At 61.3% G+C, this 16,408-nt stretch carries 12 protein-coding genes; 1 reads left to right on the top strand and 11 read right to left on the bottom strand.

The annotated features are described in order from the left end of the window. Positions 1–15 precede the first annotated feature (15 nt). From OCA5_RS06990 to OCA5_RS06940, 11 genes are all read right to left on the bottom strand, one after another. A complete protein-coding gene (locus OCA5_RS06990) occupies positions 16–1,383 on the bottom strand; it encodes a tetratricopeptide repeat protein (RefSeq protein ID WP_012563819.1) in 1,368 nt (455 codons plus the stop codon). 138 nt (positions 1,384–1,521) lie between these two features. After that, a complete protein-coding gene (locus OCA5_RS06985; RefSeq protein WP_012563820.1) occupies positions 1,522–3,303 on the bottom strand; it encodes a hypothetical protein in 1,782 nt (593 codons plus the stop codon). Positions 3,304–3,361: 58 nt separating this feature from the next. Then, positions 3,362–6,445, bottom strand: a complete 3,084-nt coding sequence (locus tag OCA5_RS06980) for a MexW/MexI family multidrug efflux RND transporter permease subunit (RefSeq protein ID WP_012563821.1) — start codon at positions 6,443–6,445, stop codon at positions 3,362–3,364. Positions 6,446–6,464: 19 nt separating this feature from the next. Then, on the bottom strand, positions 6,465–7,637 hold the full coding sequence (locus OCA5_RS06975; protein ID WP_013912992.1) for an efflux RND transporter periplasmic adaptor subunit: 1,173 nt from the start codon (positions 7,635–7,637) through the stop codon (positions 6,465–6,467). Positions 7,638–7,639: 2 nt separating this feature from the next. Further along, positions 7,640–8,341 carry a TetR/AcrR family transcriptional regulator gene (locus OCA5_RS06970; protein ID WP_012563823.1) on the bottom strand — a complete coding sequence of 234 codons (702 nt, stop codon included), beginning with the start codon at positions 8,339–8,341 and terminating at the stop codon, positions 7,640–7,642. Between the two features lie 243 nt (positions 8,342–8,584). Next, positions 8,585–10,096 carry a tripartite tricarboxylate transporter permease gene (locus OCA5_RS06965; RefSeq protein WP_012563824.1) on the bottom strand — a complete coding sequence of 504 codons (1,512 nt, stop codon included), beginning with the start codon at positions 10,094–10,096 and terminating at the stop codon, positions 8,585–8,587. A 12-nt stretch (positions 10,097–10,108) separates the two neighbouring features. Then, positions 10,109–10,657, bottom strand: coding sequence for a tripartite tricarboxylate transporter TctB family protein (locus OCA5_RS06960; protein ID WP_193372369.1), 549 nt, complete (start codon positions 10,655–10,657; stop codon positions 10,109–10,111). A gap of 85 nt (positions 10,658–10,742) precedes the next feature. After that, positions 10,743–11,735 (bottom strand): Bug family tripartite tricarboxylate transporter substrate binding protein, encoded by a 993-nt coding sequence (locus tag OCA5_RS06955; RefSeq protein ID WP_012563826.1) that lies wholly within the window; start codon positions 11,733–11,735, stop codon positions 10,743–10,745. A gap of 86 nt (positions 11,736–11,821) precedes the next feature. Then, entirely contained in the window at positions 11,822–13,024 is a 1,203-nt protein-coding gene (locus OCA5_RS06950; RefSeq protein WP_012563827.1) for a pyridoxal-phosphate-dependent aminotransferase family protein, read from the bottom strand. 153 nt (positions 13,025–13,177) lie between these two features. After that, complete coding sequence (locus OCA5_RS06945) at positions 13,178–14,248, bottom strand: Rossmann-fold NAD(P)-binding domain-containing protein (protein WP_012563828.1); 1,071 nt, start codon at positions 14,246–14,248, stop codon at positions 13,178–13,180. Between the two features lie 71 nt (positions 14,249–14,319). Then, the gene (locus tag OCA5_RS06940) at positions 14,320–15,528 is read right to left on the bottom strand and encodes a pyridoxal-phosphate-dependent aminotransferase family protein (protein ID WP_013912991.1); all 1,209 of its coding nucleotides are present in this window, start codon (positions 15,526–15,528) and stop codon (positions 14,320–14,322) included. A 175-nt stretch (positions 15,529–15,703) separates the two neighbouring features. On the opposite strand from OCA5_RS06940, the gene OCA5_RS06935 reads away from it, so the two are divergent. Then, the gene (locus OCA5_RS06935) at positions 15,704–16,402 is read left to right on the top strand and encodes a GntR family transcriptional regulator (RefSeq protein WP_012563830.1); all 699 of its coding nucleotides are present in this window, start codon (positions 15,704–15,706) and stop codon (positions 16,400–16,402) included. Positions 16,403–16,408: the final 6 nt, after the last annotated feature.

The raw sequence follows: 16,408 nt of genomic DNA, 5'->3' as shown, positions 1-16,408 counted from the left end.
CCTTGGCAAATGTCCCTAGAACCGAAGCGTCGGTCCGACGATCACCGAGAAATTGTTCATCCGATAATTCGGCAACGTCGAGTTCGTGCGATCGTACTGCACCGTCGTCATGAAACCGATGGCCTTGGTGATCGGCGTATTGAGGATTGCGCCGGCGCTCCATCGGTCGTCACGGCGCACGGTCAGCGGATCGATGAAGGGATTGGCGGAATCAAAGCGCGTGTTCGCGTATTTGACGTAAGGCGCGATACTCCAGTTGCGCGGAATGCTCAGGAACGGCGGCATGAACTCGACCGTCAGCGCGCCCTCGATACCCCACTGATCGAACGACTGGAATACGAAATCGGAATCGCCGCGGCGATAGAGGCCCCGCCCTTCCAGCCGCACGGTCTGGCTGATCTGCCATGAGCCGCCGACCGCGCCGGTGTACCAGTTGCCGGAGCCGTAGCCGGAATAGGTCTGCAGCGGACTGTTATGGAACTTTGCCTGCCGCCACTCGAAGCTCGGGCCCCACGCGAAATGTGTACCGGTCGGGAAATTCAACGACACGCCCGCGCCGCCGGACGACAGATAGGACGAGCCACCGATCCAGGTGTTGCCGCCAACCACATACGGCTTGATCGTCGCGCCCGGCAGCAGTTCAGGCGCGAGTGCGAAACGCGGACCAAACGAGATATCGAACAGACCGACGTTGAGTTCATCGAAGCGCTGCTGCGCGGTGAGATAGCCGGAGAAGCGCGTCTCCAGCACATCGCCGCGCTGATTGCCGAGATCGTAATCGTGGCTCAGGCCAACGAGGCCGAACCAGTTGGTGTCGCTGCGCTTCAACGACGACTGCGGCAACGCAAACAGCGTGCCGTCTGCTAACAGCGAGCCGGTCGTCGGCGCGTAATTCGCGTTCGACTGGGTGCGGATACCGGTCTGGGCGAAGCCGGAGAAGCGGCTCGGCTGAAGCTGCTTTTCGGCGTCGGGCAGATAGGCAGCGATGCGCCCGCGCGTCACCTCGTCGAGGTCGGGGCTTGCCAACGCCTCCTTGAAATACCGCTTGGCCATCTCATAGGAGCCGAGGCGGAAATACAACGCACCGAGTTCGTATTTCACCCGCGTCAATTTGGGGTTGTAGAACAGAAGCCGCTCAAGCGCGCCGATTGCAGCCTCGTAATCGGTGCGGGCGGTCGCGACACGCGCATATTCAAACGTCAGATCGTGGTTTGTCGGGTCACGAACCATTTGTTGGAAAAGGCGATTTTGCTCGGATGCATCCTGCGCGGCGGCAGGCGCGACGCCGCTCAAACCAGCAGCGATGGCGGCAACCAGAATACCGCGCGACAGCGGAGCTGCTTTACGCCCAACCCAGGTTCGGACATCAGCTCCGAGAAGCATACTGGTTGGCCCCCTCAGCCCAACGCGCCTTTTCAAAGACCACAAAGATTGTGCGAAATCAAATCGGCGGAACCGGAGGAGCGTCCGGTTTTCGGTCCGAGTCACCGAAAAGCCTCAACTCGCCTTATGGGCAAAAGCTCACGCGCGCTCGAATCCAGCGGTACGATACATATGCCGCACCCATCGGTTCACCTGATCGAACGTCATTCGTGCGGGGAAGTCAGCCGCAATACCCTGACGCGCGAGCAGACTTTCCATATGTGAGCCCTCCGGCGGCGCCAGCACCGACGGAATGCCCGCCCGCCGCCAGACCTCATCCTGCAGATGTAGAAAGACGGATGACGCGGCGGCGCGTTCGAGTTCATCTTTCTTGCGCGGGTCGAACAGGTCGGGGACGTTCAGCCATGAAATCGGCCCAAGCCCTGCATTCTTCGGACGGGAAACAGGAGTGCGAGAAACGATCTCGCTGAGAAGCGCGACCCCTGCCTGCTCCCATTCCTCAGGCCGCTCGCGCATCTCATAGGCTCGCGCGTGCGCTTCTTTCATTACCGGATGCCCTGCCGGAAATTTCAGAACGGCGACCGGTGTGCGGCCAAAAATGTCGGGCCCCGCCAAAAATATATCGTCCTCCGGCAGGTCCGGCTGCATCAGCATGACATCGGGATCGATCCACCAGCCGCCTAATTTTTCGAGCAACGCGTAACACAACAGCCGCGCATGAATGGCCTGCTGTCCATTGGAGAGTGCATGCAGCACATCTTCCTCCGGCAAAATCTCGCGTGCATCACGCGCGACAAGCCCCTCCGCAAAGCTTGCATCCGTCTGATACGTCAACACCTCGACGCGGTGGCCGTAGCGCACAAAACTCTGCAGGCACGCCTGCTGATAGATCGGCATCGACGTGCCGTGCCAGAAAGTGCGCACCGTTTGTGGCTTTGCGCTTTGCGGCGCTTCATTCCACGGCCGCCGCAGCACAGCAGGACGATAGAGTCGCTCGCGGGGCTCGAAGCCATCGCGCCTCAACGCCGCGATGAAGCCATCGAGGGTCTCACCAGACGGACTCGCCTCGCCGAGACGCTGTTTGTATTCCTCAAGAATGCAATCCTCCATCGCCCATGACGCGATGGATTCATAACGAAGCCTGCCCTCCTCCGGCACGTTGATGCCGAAGTGCTCGAACAGGCGATCGAGCAAGCTACCGCGCGGCGGGCCGTAGTGGCGCGGAATGCGCAGCCTGTTCCAGGCGCCGTTCCACAAATGCGTGAATGTCGAATCCGTAAGCCGCGCCTCCAGCGCCTTGCATTGACCCGGGTCGAAGAACGCCAACGCCTCGTTATACGGAATGGCGTAGGCATCCTGCATCGGCGCTGCACGATCATTGAGCCCGTGCTGTTTCAGAACCCGGCTAAGCAGCGGCGTACCGATAACCGCGCGCGCCGTGTTCGACTGCACCTCGCCTGCCTCGGGCAAAATTCGCTCTGCCTCAAGGATGACGTCGCGTAGCGCCGGAAATGCCTTCGGAAATTTCAGCAGCCCTGCAAAGGCGCGCATGCCGGTGGAGCGCCCAAAATACATCTCCGCTGGAGGCAGGCGATCAGCGAGGCAAACAACATCGAGATCGGCATACCAGTTGCCGAACCGCTCCAGCATCACATAGCGAAACAGATCCGAGTGCCGCGCCCACGCATCGGGATTGCCGGAATTGTATCGTTTCAGGACATCGAGCGGCAGCACCGCCTCGGCATTGTGTAGTTCGACGCCCTCGGGCACGGAGAGGTTCTTATCGTACGAATAAAGAATGACGCGCGCACCCGTCGCGAGAAAACTCGTCAGCGACAGGATTTCATAAGTACTGAGCGGAGGTCCGACCCAGAAAAAGCGGACCTCGTCGCTGGCGGGCGGCGAGAGCGGATGATCCATCCGCCTATTGTGAAGGCCGGCCCCGTTTGTCGCAAGACGGGGCCGGCCGCATTCATCGTCAGGTCGTCTGGCCCAACTCGAAGGCCTTGATGTCCTTCGCCCGCTTCGTTGTCGCAGCGGCGGTATGGTCGGTCGCGATCGCAACGTAGACCGCCGGCAGCACGAACAGGGTGAATATGGTGCCGATGGTCATGCCCGCGACGACCACGAGGCCGATCGAGAAGCGGCTCGCGGCGCCTGCCCCGCTCGCGGTGAGGAGCGGCAGAAGGCCGGTGACCATCGCCGCGGTCGTCATCAGGATCGGGCGAAGACGGACACGGGCGGCCTTTTCGATCGCCGCGCGGCGGTCGAGACCTTCATTGAGCTGCAGCTCATTGGCGAACTCGACCATCAGAATGCCGTGCTTGCTGATGAGGCCGATCAGCGTCAGCAGGCCGACCTGCGTGTAGATGTTGATCGTCGCCACCCCGAAGAACAACGGCACCAGCGCGCCGCTGATCGCCATCGGCACCGAGATCAGGATCACCAGCGGGTCGCGGATACTCTCAAACTGCGCCGCCAGCACCAGGAAGATGATAATCAGTGCGAAGCCGAAGGCGACCGCGAGCTGATTGCCTTCCTGCTTGTACTGACGCGCATCGGCGAGGAAGTCGTGACTAAATCCTGCAGGCAAATTCTGCGCCTGCTTCTCGAGGAAGTCGACGGCCGTCCCCACCGTAACGCCCGGCATCGGCACCGCCTGGAACGTCGCCGAATTGAGCTGATTGAAATGCGTTAGCGCGTTGGGGTCGGTGCCCGTCTCGATGTTGACGAGGGTCGCGAGCGGGATCTGCTGCCCATTGATAGCCGAGACATAGAACCCGTCCAGCGAATGCGGCGTCAGGCGCAGACTGCGCGGCACCTGCGGGATCACCTGATAGGAGCGGCCCTGCAGGTTGAAGCGGTTGATGTAGTTGCCACCCAATGCGACCGCGAGCGTGTTGCCGATGGTCTGCATCGTCACGCCAAGCTCGTTCGCCTTGTTGCGGTCGATCGCCACCCGCACAACCGGCTGGTTGAACGCGAGATCGCTGTCCGAAGCGATGAACAATCCGCTCTTGCGCGCAGCATCCTTCAGCTTCTCCATTTCCTGGAAAACCTGACGGAAGTCGTTTGTCGAGTTAATCACCATCTGCACCGGCAGGCCGCCCGGCCCGCCCGGCAGCGCCGGCAGGTTGAACACGAAGGCCTGCGTGCCGGTGATCGCGTTGACCGCGTTCTGCACCTCCTGCTTCATTGCAGTCGATGAGCGCTTTCGCTCATCCCACGGCTTCAGGATCATGCCGGCGATGCCCTGATTGCCGACGGGAGTGCCGTTCAGAACGAAGGTCAGATCGGTTTCGGGGAAGCTGCCGAACACCTTGCCGAGTTGGTCACCATAATAATTGACGTAGTCAATGTTGGCGTATTTCGGCGCCTTGGTGAGCGAGAACAGGATGCCCTGATCTTCCTCTGGCGCGAGCTCCGAATTGGAGTGCGTGTAGAGAAACCCGACGAGACCGAGGATCACCACCGCAAACAGCGCCGTCACAGGCCGATAATCAAGCGTGCGGTCGAGGTTGCGTCCGTACCAATCGGTCACCTGACGGAAGATGCTGTCGACCTTCCGGGCGAACCAGCCCTGCTCCACATGCGTGAGCAGGATCGAGCACATCATCGGCGACAGCGTGAGCGCAATTACGCCCGACACGATCACCGAGCCTGCAAGCGTGAAGGCGAACTCACGGAACAGCGTGCCGGTCAGGCCACCGAGGAAGCCAATCGGCGCGTACACCGCCGCGAGCGTGATCGTCATGGAAATGACCGGGCCGACGATCTCGCGTGCGCCGATCAGCGAGGCTTGCACAGGAGGTTTGCCCTCCTCGAGATGTCGATGGATGTTTTCGACGACGACAATCGCGTCGTCGACCACAAGGCCGATGGCGAGCACCATCGCGAGCAGCGTCAGGAGATTGATACTGAATCCCATGACCAGCATCAGCGAACAGACGCCGATCAACGATAGCGGAATGGTGACGACCGGGATGATGACCGACCGCAGCGATGCGAGGAACAGGAAGATCACCACGATCACGATGATGACCGCCTCGGCGAGCGTATGCACCACCTCGTCGATCGAAGACTGAATGAATTTGGTCGAGTCGTAGGCGACCTTCATCTTCAGTGTCGGCGGCAGGTTGCGTTCAATATCGGGGAACAGCGCCCGCACACCCTTGACGATGTTGAGAGGGTTGCCTTCCGGCGTCGCCTGCACACCGATGAAGATTGCCTGCTGGCCGTTCATCGCGACGCTCGAATCCGTACTCTGCGCCGCCAGTTCGACGGTTGCGATATCCTCCATGCGGACAAGACCGCCGTCCTTCGACTTCACGACCATGCGCTTGAAGGCATGCACGTCACTGAGGTCGGAGTTCGTCGTCACGTTGGAGACGATGAAGAAGCCTTTGGTTTGGCCGGCCGCGGCCTGATAGTTATTAGCTTGAATGGCAGCCGCAACGTCGGCCGCGGAGACGCCGCGGCCCGCCATGCGCGCTGGATCAAGCCATAACCGCATCGCAAACGTCTGACCGCCGAGAATGTCGGCGGAGGCAACGCCATCGACTGTGGACAGGATCGGCTGCACGACGCGTGTCAGGTAATCGGAAATCGCTGAGCCACCGAGCTCATCGCTCGCAAAACCGATATACATCACCGCCGTTGTCTGGCCGGTGGATTTGGTGATGACCGGGTCGTTCGATTCCTTCGGAATGAGATATTTGACCGAGTTCACCTTGGCGAGCACCTCGGTCAGTGCCTGATTGGAATCGAAGTTCAAGCGCACAAACACCTGAATCGTGCTCACGCCCTGCACCGAGGTCGACGTCATGTAGTCGACGCCTTCCGCCGAGGCGACGGCCTGCTCGATCGGCGTGGTGATGAAGCCCTGCATCAGCTCCGGCGATGCGCCAGGATAGCTCGTCGTCACCGTGACAACGGTGTTCGACAGCTTCGGATATTGCCGGATCGGCAAACTGGTCGCGGCCTTGAAGCCGATCAGCAGGATCAGCAGGCTCACGACAAGCGACAGCACCGGCCGCTTGATGAAAATGTCGGTGAAGACCATGAGGGCTCGCTCCGGCTGATCAGTAACGCGGCGGTTGTGCCGGAATCGGCGGCGGGGGATCGGACGAGATCGTCACGGCAGCACCCGACTGCAGCTTGAGCTGGCCGACCGCGACCACGCGATCGGTGGCCTTCAGTCCGCTTGTGATCGCCACACGTCCATGAGCACGCGTTCCGACCTTGACCGGCACGCGTTCGACCGTGAGGTCGGTCTTGCCGTCTTCACCCTTCTTTTCCTTGATGAGGAAAACAGAGTCGCCATACAGCGTGTAATCGACTGCCGTCTCCGGCACGGTCACCTGCGCAGGCGTCGCGGCCAGCACGACGGACACCGTCGCGAACATACCCGGCTTGAGAAGATGCTCGGGATTGTCGAGCGTCGCCTGCACGCGCACGTTACGCGTCTCTGGGCTGATCTGCGGCTCGATGGTGGTGATCTTGCCCTTGAAGGTGCGGCCCGGATAGGCGTCGACCGTAAGCTCGACGTCTTGTCCGACGTCAATAATGGCGCGATCCTTTTCCGTCACGGTGATGTTGGCGTAGACCCGCGAAAGATCCGTCAGCGTCACGATCAACGTGCCCGCGCTCAGGAACTGGCCGACTTCCACGCGCCGCACGCCGAGCTGACCGTCAAACGGCGCACGGACGAGCTTCTGCGAAATCACAGCCTCGGTCTTGGCAACGCTGGCGCTCGCCTGATCGAAAGCGGCCTGCGCCTGATCGACAGTCGCCTGCGGACCGAACGACCGTGCGAGCAGCGCCTTGGCGCGATCGAGCGCGAGCTGAGCGTTCAGCGTCTGCGCCTTGTAGCTCACGAGGTCCGCCTGATCCGGCGCATCGAACAATTGCACCAGCGGATCGCCCTTCTTCACCGAGGCGCCCGCGGTGAACAGAATATCGGTGACGCGACCGCTGACATCGGCGGAGACATCGACCTGATGCACAGCGGCGAGATCGCCGATCGTCGTCAGCAGGTTCGGCAATACCTCGCTCTTCGCGTCCACCACCGCGACGCTGACCGGCGGCGGCTTCATGTTGGCGAAGAACTGTTTGATCATGTGCGAACGGAAGGCGTTGAAGCCTACGAAGCCGGCCACCACCAGGGCAAGCAGCCCGCCGATGATGATAAACCACTTGCGTAGACGCACCGGCTTTTTGGCAGCGTGCGTGTCGTCTTCCACGGGGACCGTCATATTTAGGCGCCTTCTGGAATAAGGTGATGCGGGTTTGATTGTGGAGCGGCACTGTCGAGATGGGCGGTGATGACGTCCGCCTTCACGCCGAGTGCACGCAGGATGAAGCCGTTGAGTTCACGCGCAAGCGCCTCGTCCGCCGGATAGTCGAGAGAGGGTGTGTCCGGCAGCCGCGTCAGCGCAAGAGCATGAAGCAGGTGATGCACGAACCAGAACGAATGGATCGGTTTGGTTTTGATCGGCAACGCATCGCCCGAGGCAATCGCCGCCTCGAGCGAGGCAATGAATAAAGGCGCGATCAGACCCGCCACCTTCTCGAACAGGAGCCGCGCGAACTCACCGTCGTCCAGATGGCTCGAGGCGGTGAGGCGAAGCCGCTCCTCTTTCTCCCGGTCCGCCAGAGTGCGGATCGCGAGGAAATGGCTGACGAACTCCCGCACCAGGATCACGAGCGTCTCGCTCGAAGGCCGCAGGCCCAGGAGCCGGTCGAGATCGGGGTCGGCCTCGCAGGCTTCGGCGAGGATTTCGGCGTGCAGCGCGGCCTTGGTCGGGAAATGGCGGAACAGCAGCCCCTCAGAAATGCAGGCCGCACTCGCTACCTTTCGCGTCGTCGTGCCCGCAAATCCGTATTGCGCGAAGCACTGCTTCGCGGCGTCGAGGATCTGCCGCCGGCGCGAATCGCTGCTCATCCGCTTGAAAACCATGCGGCGAAGTAAGCACTTACTTGGGTGCAGTCAACGGAATTCTAGGCGGCCGGAGGACCACTTTCGGCCAAGGAACCCTCTCACAAGGCCAGAATAAAGAGGCTCTTTCGCAAGCCGAGCCCAAAATGGACCGGCGGCCCCCGATCGGTAGGTATCGGGGGCCGCCGGCAGGACCTGACAGGGAGTGAGCACGCCCTACCCAGGGAACCGAGGCAAAGCGTGACTGCACCCTGTCCGGAACGATCAGGCGCGTGCCGGGCGGAGCACGCTGCCAATCTTGGAGATCGCCTTCTCGATCGGCGTCAGGAACAGGAGCACGAAGGACAGCGTCGTGATCGAGCCGACGAGCCAGTTCGACCAGAACACCCCGAGCGAGCCGCCTCCGCTGATCATCGACAGGCGGAAGGAGTCCTCGGCACGGCTGCCCAACACCAGCGCGAGCGTCAGCGGCGCGAGCGGGATGCCGATCTTCTTGAAGACGTAGCCGATGACGCCAAACACCAGCATCAGCCAGATATCGAACATCGCGTTCTGGATCGCGAAGGCGCCGATCGCGCAGGACACGACGATCATCGGGGCGATCGCCGCGAACGGCACGCGCAGCACCGAAGCGAACAGCGGCACGGTCGCGAGCACGATCAGCAGGCCGACCACGTTGCCAAGATACATCGAGGCGATCAGGCCCCAGACGAAGTCCTTGTGCTCCACGAACAGGAGCGGACCGGGGTTGAGGCCCCACACCATCAGGCCGCCAAGGAGGATCGCGGCGGTGCCCGATCCCGGAATGCCGAGTGCCAGCATCGGCAGCAGTGCCGAGGTGCCGGAGGCGTGTGCCGCCGTCTCGGGCGCGAACACGCCCTCAACCTTGCCCTTGCCAAACTCCTCCGGATCCTTGGAGAAGCGTTTGGCGAGGTTGTAGCCCATGAAGGACGCGGCGATCGCACCGCCCGGCGTGATGCCGAGCCAGCAACCGATTGCGGACGAACGAACCAGCGTCACCCAGTAGCGCGGCATCTCCATCCACACCTTGAGCACGACGCGTGGGCTGATCGCCGCCGCATGCCCCTTCAGCGCGAGCTGCTCTTCCATGGTGAGCAGGATTTCGCTGATGCCGAACAGGCCGATCACCGCGACGAGGAAGTTGACGCCACGCAGCAGGTCGGTCGAGCCGAACGTCATGCGCAACGTGCCGGACACGGTATCCATGCCGATGCCGGTGAGCAGAAGCCCGAGCGCCATCGAGATGATGGTCTTGTGCTTGTCCTCACGTCCCAGTCCGACGAAGGAGCAGAAGGTGAGCAGGTAGACCGCGAAGAATTCCGGCGGGCCGAACCGCAGCGCAAAGGACGCGATGCCCGGCGCGACGAAGGTGATCAGCAACACCGCGACGAACGAGCCGATGAACGAGGAGGTGAAGGCCGCCGTCAACGCCTCGCCTGCCCTGCCCTGCTGGGCCATCGGATAGCCGTCGAAAGTTGTCGCGACCGACCACGCCTCACCCGGGATATTAAAGAGGATCGAGGTGATGGCGCCGCCGAACAGCGCGCCCCAATAGATGCACGACAGCATCACGATGGCCGATGTCGGGTCCATCGAGAAAGTGATCGGCAGCAGGATCGCGACGCCGTTCGGGCCACCAAGACCCGGCAGCACGCCGACGAACACGCCGAGGATCAGGCCGACGAACATCAGGCCGATGATCTTCCAGGTGAGCAGCACCGAGAAGCCGTGGAGCAGCAGCGAGAAAGCCTCCATGTGCCCCTCCCCCTAGTAGCCGAGCAGGGCTTCGAGCGGCCCCTTCGGCATGATGACGTCAAACTGGACTTCGAAGATGTAGAACATCGCGCAGGAGAAGATCAGCGCCGTCAGGACCGACTTCCAGACGGAGATCTTGCCAACGAAAATCATGAAGCCGGCGGTGAGAAGGAAGCTCGAGACATAGAGTCCGAGCGTCTGAATCCCGAACACAAACGCAACGGTCGGCCCGAACACGAGCATCACGCGCTTCAACTGATCGCGGGTGACGAAAATCTCGGGGTCAGTTGCGACCCTCCGCTCGCGGACTGACTTGATGATGCCGAACACCGATGCGCCGAGCAGGATCATCGACAGATAGAACGGAAAATATCCCGGCTGCGGGCCATCTTCGGCCCAGCCCATGCCGGTATGATAATTGTCGTAGGCCATCAGCAGCGAGAACGCCCCGAGCGCGGCCAATGCCCAGATATCGACCGTCAAGGTCTTGGCCACCGGCGGAGAATCCGGCGCAGGCGCTGTGGGGTCGGAGACCTGTATTTCGATATCGGTATTTGACATCAGCTTCGCTCGCACATGAGTTCACCGTTCCCGCGCGCCGCCTGGATAGCGGCGCGCAGGTTGTTCGTCGGTCTTGCAGTCAGCCTTACTTCGCGACGAAGCCGGCAGACTTCATCAGGTCAGAGTTGATCTTGTCGTCCTGCTCAAGGAAATCGCGCATCTCCTTGCCCGTCATGTAGACCGGCTTGAGTGCCTGCTTTTCCATGTACTCCTTGTATTCCGGAGCTTCGCTGACCTTGCGGAACATGTCCTCGTAGAACTTCACCTGGTCAGGCGTCACCTTGCCCGGCAGGAACATCGAGCGCAGCATCTTGTACTGCACGTTGACGCCCTGTTCCTTGCAGGTCGGAACGTCGTGCCAGGACTGCGTATCCGTCACCTTCGCGGTGTAGGAGATGCGCTCATCGTCGAACACGCACAGCGCCCGAACCTGGCCGGCACGCCAGACTTCTAGATTTTCCGACGGGTTGTTGACGTTGGCGTCGATATGCTTACCGACGAGTTGGGTCGCTGCCTCACCGCCCGACTTGTAAGGCAGATAGGAGAACTTCGCGCCGGTCTGCTTCTCGAGACCGACCATCAGAATCTGGTCTTCGCGCTTGGAGCCCGTGCCGCCGAACTTGAGCGGCGTCGAAGACTTCTTCGCCGCTTCGATGAAGTCCTTCACGGTCTTCTCCGGCGACTCGGCGTTATTCCAGAGGATGAACTGGTCGAACGCCATGACGTTGACCGGCGTCAGATCGCGCCAGTTGAACGGAATCTTGGCAGACAGCGGCAATTGATAGATCAGCGAATAGGCGATCATCACCTTGTCGGCGTCGCCCGGGCTGCCCTTCATGTACATCAGTGCTTCAGCGCCCGACGCGCCGCCCTTCAGCGACACAACGACGGGAGACTTGATCAGCTTGTACTTCTGGATGACCGATTGCAGCATTCGGGCCATCTGATCGGAGGCGCCGCCGGCACCGGCAGCAACCACGATTTCAACGGTCTTGGTCGGCTCCCAAGCGCTGGCGCCCGTTACGCCAGCGCACATTGCCATCGCGGCAATCGCAGCCGTACTCATTGCCTTCCGCATTGCGTCGTCTCCCTTTTTGCCCTTCACCGAATACGCGCCGCTCTTTTTCCTGAGCTTATGCGCTTGTTTCGTTGCGTGACGGAGCGTCACGCAACGGCCACCCGTGCAACTTCGACTGTCTCTTCTTTCGATTTCAGAACATCCATCGCCGCCAGCACGCCGCCGCTCTTGTGCGGAACGCGAGCGAGATCGAGACCCATTTCGACGCCCGAGAGCGTGCCCATCAGCATCAGGTCGTTGAAGTGACCGAGATGGCCGATGCGGAAGGCGCGGCCCTTCAACCGGCCAAGGCCGGCGCCGAGCGACATGTCGAAATTCTCGAGGATGATCTGGCGGAATTGATTGGCGTCATGACCTTCCGGCATGAGCACGGCCGTCGTGACCGGAGAATACTCGAGCGGATCGACGCACACCGTCTCAAGTCCCCACGCCCGCACTGCCGCACGCGTTGCCTCGCCGTGCCGGGTATGGCGGGCGTAGACGTTCTCAAGCCCCTCCTCTTCCAGCATCGCGATCGCTTCGCGCAACGCATAAAGGAGGTTGGTCGCCGGCGTGTACGGCCAGGAGCCAAGCTTGTTTGCCTTGATCGCCTCGGCCCAGTCCCAATACGAACGCGGCATGCGGTTGGTCTTGGAGGCCGCAATCGCCTTGTCGGAAATTGCATTGAAGGACAGGCCCGGCGGCATCATCAGGCCCTTCTGCGAGCCGCACACCGTGACGTCGACGCCCCAGGCATCGTGCTCGTAACGAATCGAGCCGACCGAGGAGATGGTGTCGACGAACAGCAGCGCCGGATGCTTCGCGCGATCGATCGCCTTGCGAACTTCCTCGACGCGGGTCGTGACACCCGTCGAGGTTTCGTTGTGGACGATCATCACCGCCTTGATGGCGTGCGCCTTGTCGGCAACGAGACGCGCTTCGATCTCCGACGCACGCGCACCATGGCGCCAGTCGCCGGCAATGGTCTCGACTTCGATCTGGAAGCGCTCCGCAAGGGTGCGCCAGAGCACGGAGAACTGTCCCGTCTCGGCCATCAGAACCTTGTCGCCCGGCGACAGCGTGTTGACCATTGCTGCTTCCCACGCGCCCGTACCGGAGGAGGGAAAGATCAGCACAGGATTCCTGGTGCGGAAAATACGTTTGCAGCCTTCCATGATGCCAAGAGCCATCTCGGCAAATTCCGGGCCACGATGATCAATGGTCGGCATATCCATCGCGCGCAGAACCCGGTCCGGCACATTGCTCGGCCCCGGAATCTGGAGGAAATGCCTTCCTGTATGAACAACCATCGTTAAATCCTCGATTTTTATGGCACAAACGCCCTTATTATAAAGGCGGTTTGTCGTCGGGAATGTATCGGGAAAAGCCCCCCACGCAACCATAAAATCGCCCTGTTTGGTGATCCGGAACAATCTTTAGTACGATGAAATCCCTGTTTTATTTCAGGCCGCTACCTTCCTTTGATTAGCCTCGAGCCGCCGGTCGACGAGGGCAACGATGCCGTCGAGAACCGGGTGACTCATGCCGAATTGCCGTGCGCAGAGTTGAACGAGCTTGTCGGCACGTTCGATGTGAGGCGCGCCGTTATGGAGCGCGCGTGCAGCCGACGCCGGACGGGTCAGGCTTTCCGCCGCGGCCGCATATTTCTCGAACGGAACGAGATCGCTGCGCGAGGCGCCGAGCCTGACGCAGACCTCGACCACGAAATCGTAGATCGAACGGGATTCCGCGATGTTGGAATGCACCGCTTCCTGCGCGGTTCGCATCCCGTCAGGCGTGATGCAGCGGTAATTGCCTGCCATCAGCATCGCCCATTTGGCGAGCGGCACGAACAGCGAATCGTGGAAGCGCAATTTCACCGGCAGTTCGATCGGACCTTCCGGCGCATCGAAACGCACCGCCTGGATGTCTGCCTCCAGCCCGCGCAGCATCTCGTTGCTTGCTTCATCATCAAAGCGCGCGACCTTGAAATTGGTCGGCAGCGTCACCTGCAGGACGTTGACCTTCTCCTCCGGCGGGCGAACCGCCTGCGGATCAGGGCTGCACAGCGTGAGGCGGCCGGGATCGAAACTGTCCCACACTTCCGGTGCCGTATAAGCCGGCTTCAGTTGATCGGCGTCGAGCCCCGGAATGCGCCGCATGTACGGCAGCGGCGGCATGTTCATGATCGACATGCAGGGCACGCGCGATTTCGCCACCGCATCGAGCAACTCCCGCACGCCGGGAGAGCCATATTGCGGCTCCTGCATCGCAAGGCCGACAAGATCGTAATCCGCGGGATTGACGTCCTTTGGCCCTGCCGCAGAAACCTTGCCGGGCAATTTCCGGGAGTCGATCTCGATCTGGTCCTTGCGGCCACGGACAGGCATCCGCACGCGAAAACCTTCCGCGTTGATGAGATCGGCTTCCGCCGGGAGGCAGACGAGTTTGACGTGATGGCCGCCGAACAACAGCTTCGAGGCCAGAAGCGAGCCGTAAGACGCGCCGAGGATGAGAATGTTGCGACGAGGCATTGACGCACTCCCAGGTTTTTTCCGCCCACTTCGCTCCGTCTCTGTCGGACGGATTCGAAAACTGAAGCTCCTCAGGTCTTGATGAGCTTCAGGTGGTTAGCCGCATTCGCACTCGTGCGATCTTCGAGCAGCTTCATCGCCGCATCGACGCCACCGGCGCGATGCGGGACGCCCGCGATCGACAGACCCATTTCGATGCCCGTCAGCGCCGCGAGCAGCGTGAGCTCGTTGCACTCGCCGAGATGGCCGATGCGGAACACCTTGCCCGAAAGCTTGGTGAGGCCCGCGCCGAGCGACATGTTGAAGTTCTCGAGTACGATCTTGCGGAATTGGTCAGCGTCATGGCCGGGCGGCATCACCACCGCGGTCAGCACCGGCGAATACTCTTCCGGATTCTGGCAGAGCACTTCGAGACCCCAATGCGTCACCGCTTCGCGCGTTGCGGCGGCAAGACGCTTGTGGCGCGCAAACACGTTCTCAAGCCCCTCCTCCAGCATCATCGCGATCGCTTCGCGAAGGCCGTAGAGAAGGTTGGTCGCTGGCGTATAGGGGAAGAAGCCGTCGGCGTTGGGCTTGAGCATATCTTCCCAATCCCAATAGGAGCGCGGCATGCCTCCGGTCTTCGCCTTGGCACGAGCCTTCTCCGAAATCGCATTGAAGCCGAGGCCCGGCGGCAGCATGAAGCCCTTCTGCGAGCAGCTCACCGTGACGTCGACGCCCCACTCCTCGTGGCGATAGTCGGCCGAACCGAGCGAGGAAATGGTGTCGACGAGAAGAAGCGCCGGATGCTTCGCGTCGTCGATCGCCTTGCGGATCAGCGCGATCCGGCTGGTGACACCGGTCGAGGTCTCGTTATGGACGACCATCACCGCCTTGATGGCGTGATCCTTATCCTGCGCAAGATGCTCGCCGATCGCAGCGGGATCGGCGCCGTGACGCCAGTCGCCCGGGATGAATTCGACATCGAGGCCGAGGCGGCGCGCCATCTTCTGCCACAGCGTGGCGAAGTGGCCGGTTTCCACCATCAGGACCTTGTCGCCGGCAGAAAGCGTGTTGACGATCGCCGCTTCCCACGCGCCGGTACCCGAGGATGGGAAAATGATGACCGGGCCGCTGGTCTGGAAAATCTTCTGGCTGCCGCTCAGCACCGCCTTGCCGAGTTCGGCAAACGCTGCGCTCCGGTGATCGATGACGGGCATATCGATCGCCCGCAGCACCCGATCGGGAACCGGGCTCGGTCCGGGGATTTGAAGGAAATGGCGCCCTTGGAAACCGGTCATAGCGTTTGAAGCCTCTGTCTTGATCTTGGGTCCGGATCTTTTGCGTCCGTTCACCCGACCATTTGAGGATTGCATGTGCATTTTTTGAATGCAACATAAATTTTGAATTCAAAAAAATCTCGACGATTTCTGCGCACCAGATTAAAGTCACAATAGTGAAACCAGCGATTTCCCCATGACTGCGACCCTCGCCACACTGCCCTCTCGCGACACTGCGGGGAGCAAGGAAGAAACGTCCCTGCACGATGAGACGCTGTCGCGTCTTCGCGACCATATCGTCGAAGGCAACATCCCCGACGGCGGCCGCATCCTCGAGCGCGAGCTGTGCGAACTGCTCGGCATCTCACGCACGCCGCTGCGCGAAGCACTCAAGGTGCTCGCCTCGGAAGGCATCGTCGAACTACTGCCGAACCGCGGCGCACGCGTGCGGGCGCTGAGCGAGCAGGATCTGCACGAGCTGTTCGATTTGATGGGAGGCCTGGAAGCCTTATCCGGCAGGCTTGCCTGCGAAAACATCACCGATGCGGAAATCGCCGAGATCGAGCGGCTGCACCACGAGATGTACAGCTTCTATCTCCACAAGGACATGCACAACTACTTCCACGCGAACCAAGCGATCCATCAGAAGATTCTGGAAGCCTCGCGCAACCATACGCTGCAGGCGACCTACGCAACGCTCGCCGGGCGCATTCGCCGCGTGCGCTATTCCGCAAACTTCGCCCGCGACAAGGAGCGCTGGGGCGAAGCCGTGCGCGAGCACGAACTGATTCTCGACGCGCTTCGCCGCCGCAACGGCTCCGAGCTTGGCGAAATTCTCTTCCGCCATCTGCGCAATAAGCGCCGCGCCGCCATGGAACCCGGCCATCCACAATAAAATACC

The sequence above is a fragment of the Afipia carboxidovorans OM5 genome (assembly GCF_000218565.1).
Lineage (GTDB): Bacteria > Pseudomonadota > Alphaproteobacteria > Rhizobiales > Xanthobacteraceae > Afipia > Afipia carboxidovorans.
This window is presented reverse-complemented; position numbering and strand designations above follow the sequence as displayed.

Coding starts and splice junctions, on each gene's coding strand:
- OCA5_RS06940 (WP_013912991.1), bottom strand. CDS start 15,528: ATGACCGGTTTCCAAGGGCGCCATTTCCTTCAAATCCCCGGACCGAGC.
- OCA5_RS06950 (WP_012563827.1), bottom strand. CDS start 13,024: ATGGTTGTTCATACAGGAAGGCATTTCCTCCAGATTCCGGGGCCGAGC.
- OCA5_RS06985 (WP_012563820.1), bottom strand. CDS start 3,303: ATGGATCATCCGCTCTCGCCGCCCGCCAGCGACGAGGTCCGCTTTTTC.
- OCA5_RS06955 (WP_012563826.1), bottom strand. CDS start 11,735: ATGCGGAAGGCAATGAGTACGGCTGCGATTGCCGCGATGGCAATGTGC.
- OCA5_RS06965 (WP_012563824.1), bottom strand. CDS start 10,096: ATGGAGGCTTTCTCGCTGCTGCTCCACGGCTTCTCGGTGCTGCTCACC.
- OCA5_RS06980 (WP_012563821.1), bottom strand. CDS start 6,445: ATGGTCTTCACCGACATTTTCATCAAGCGGCCGGTGCTGTCGCTTGTC.
- OCA5_RS06945 (WP_012563828.1), bottom strand. CDS start 14,248: ATGCCTCGTCGCAACATTCTCATCCTCGGCGCGTCTTACGGCTCGCTT.
- OCA5_RS06975 (WP_013912992.1), bottom strand. CDS start 7,637: ATGACGGTCCCCGTGGAAGACGACACGCACGCTGCCAAAAAGCCGGTG.
- OCA5_RS06970 (WP_012563823.1), bottom strand. CDS start 8,341: ATGGTTTTCAAGCGGATGAGCAGCGATTCGCGCCGGCGGCAGATCCTC.
- OCA5_RS06990 (WP_012563819.1), bottom strand. CDS start 1,383: ATGCTTCTCGGAGCTGATGTCCGAACCTGGGTTGGGCGTAAAGCAGCT.
- OCA5_RS06935 (WP_012563830.1), top strand. CDS start 15,704: ATGACTGCGACCCTCGCCACACTGCCCTCTCGCGACACTGCGGGGAGC.
- OCA5_RS06960 (WP_193372369.1), bottom strand. CDS start 10,657: ATGTCAAATACCGATATCGAAATACAGGTCTCCGACCCCACAGCGCCT.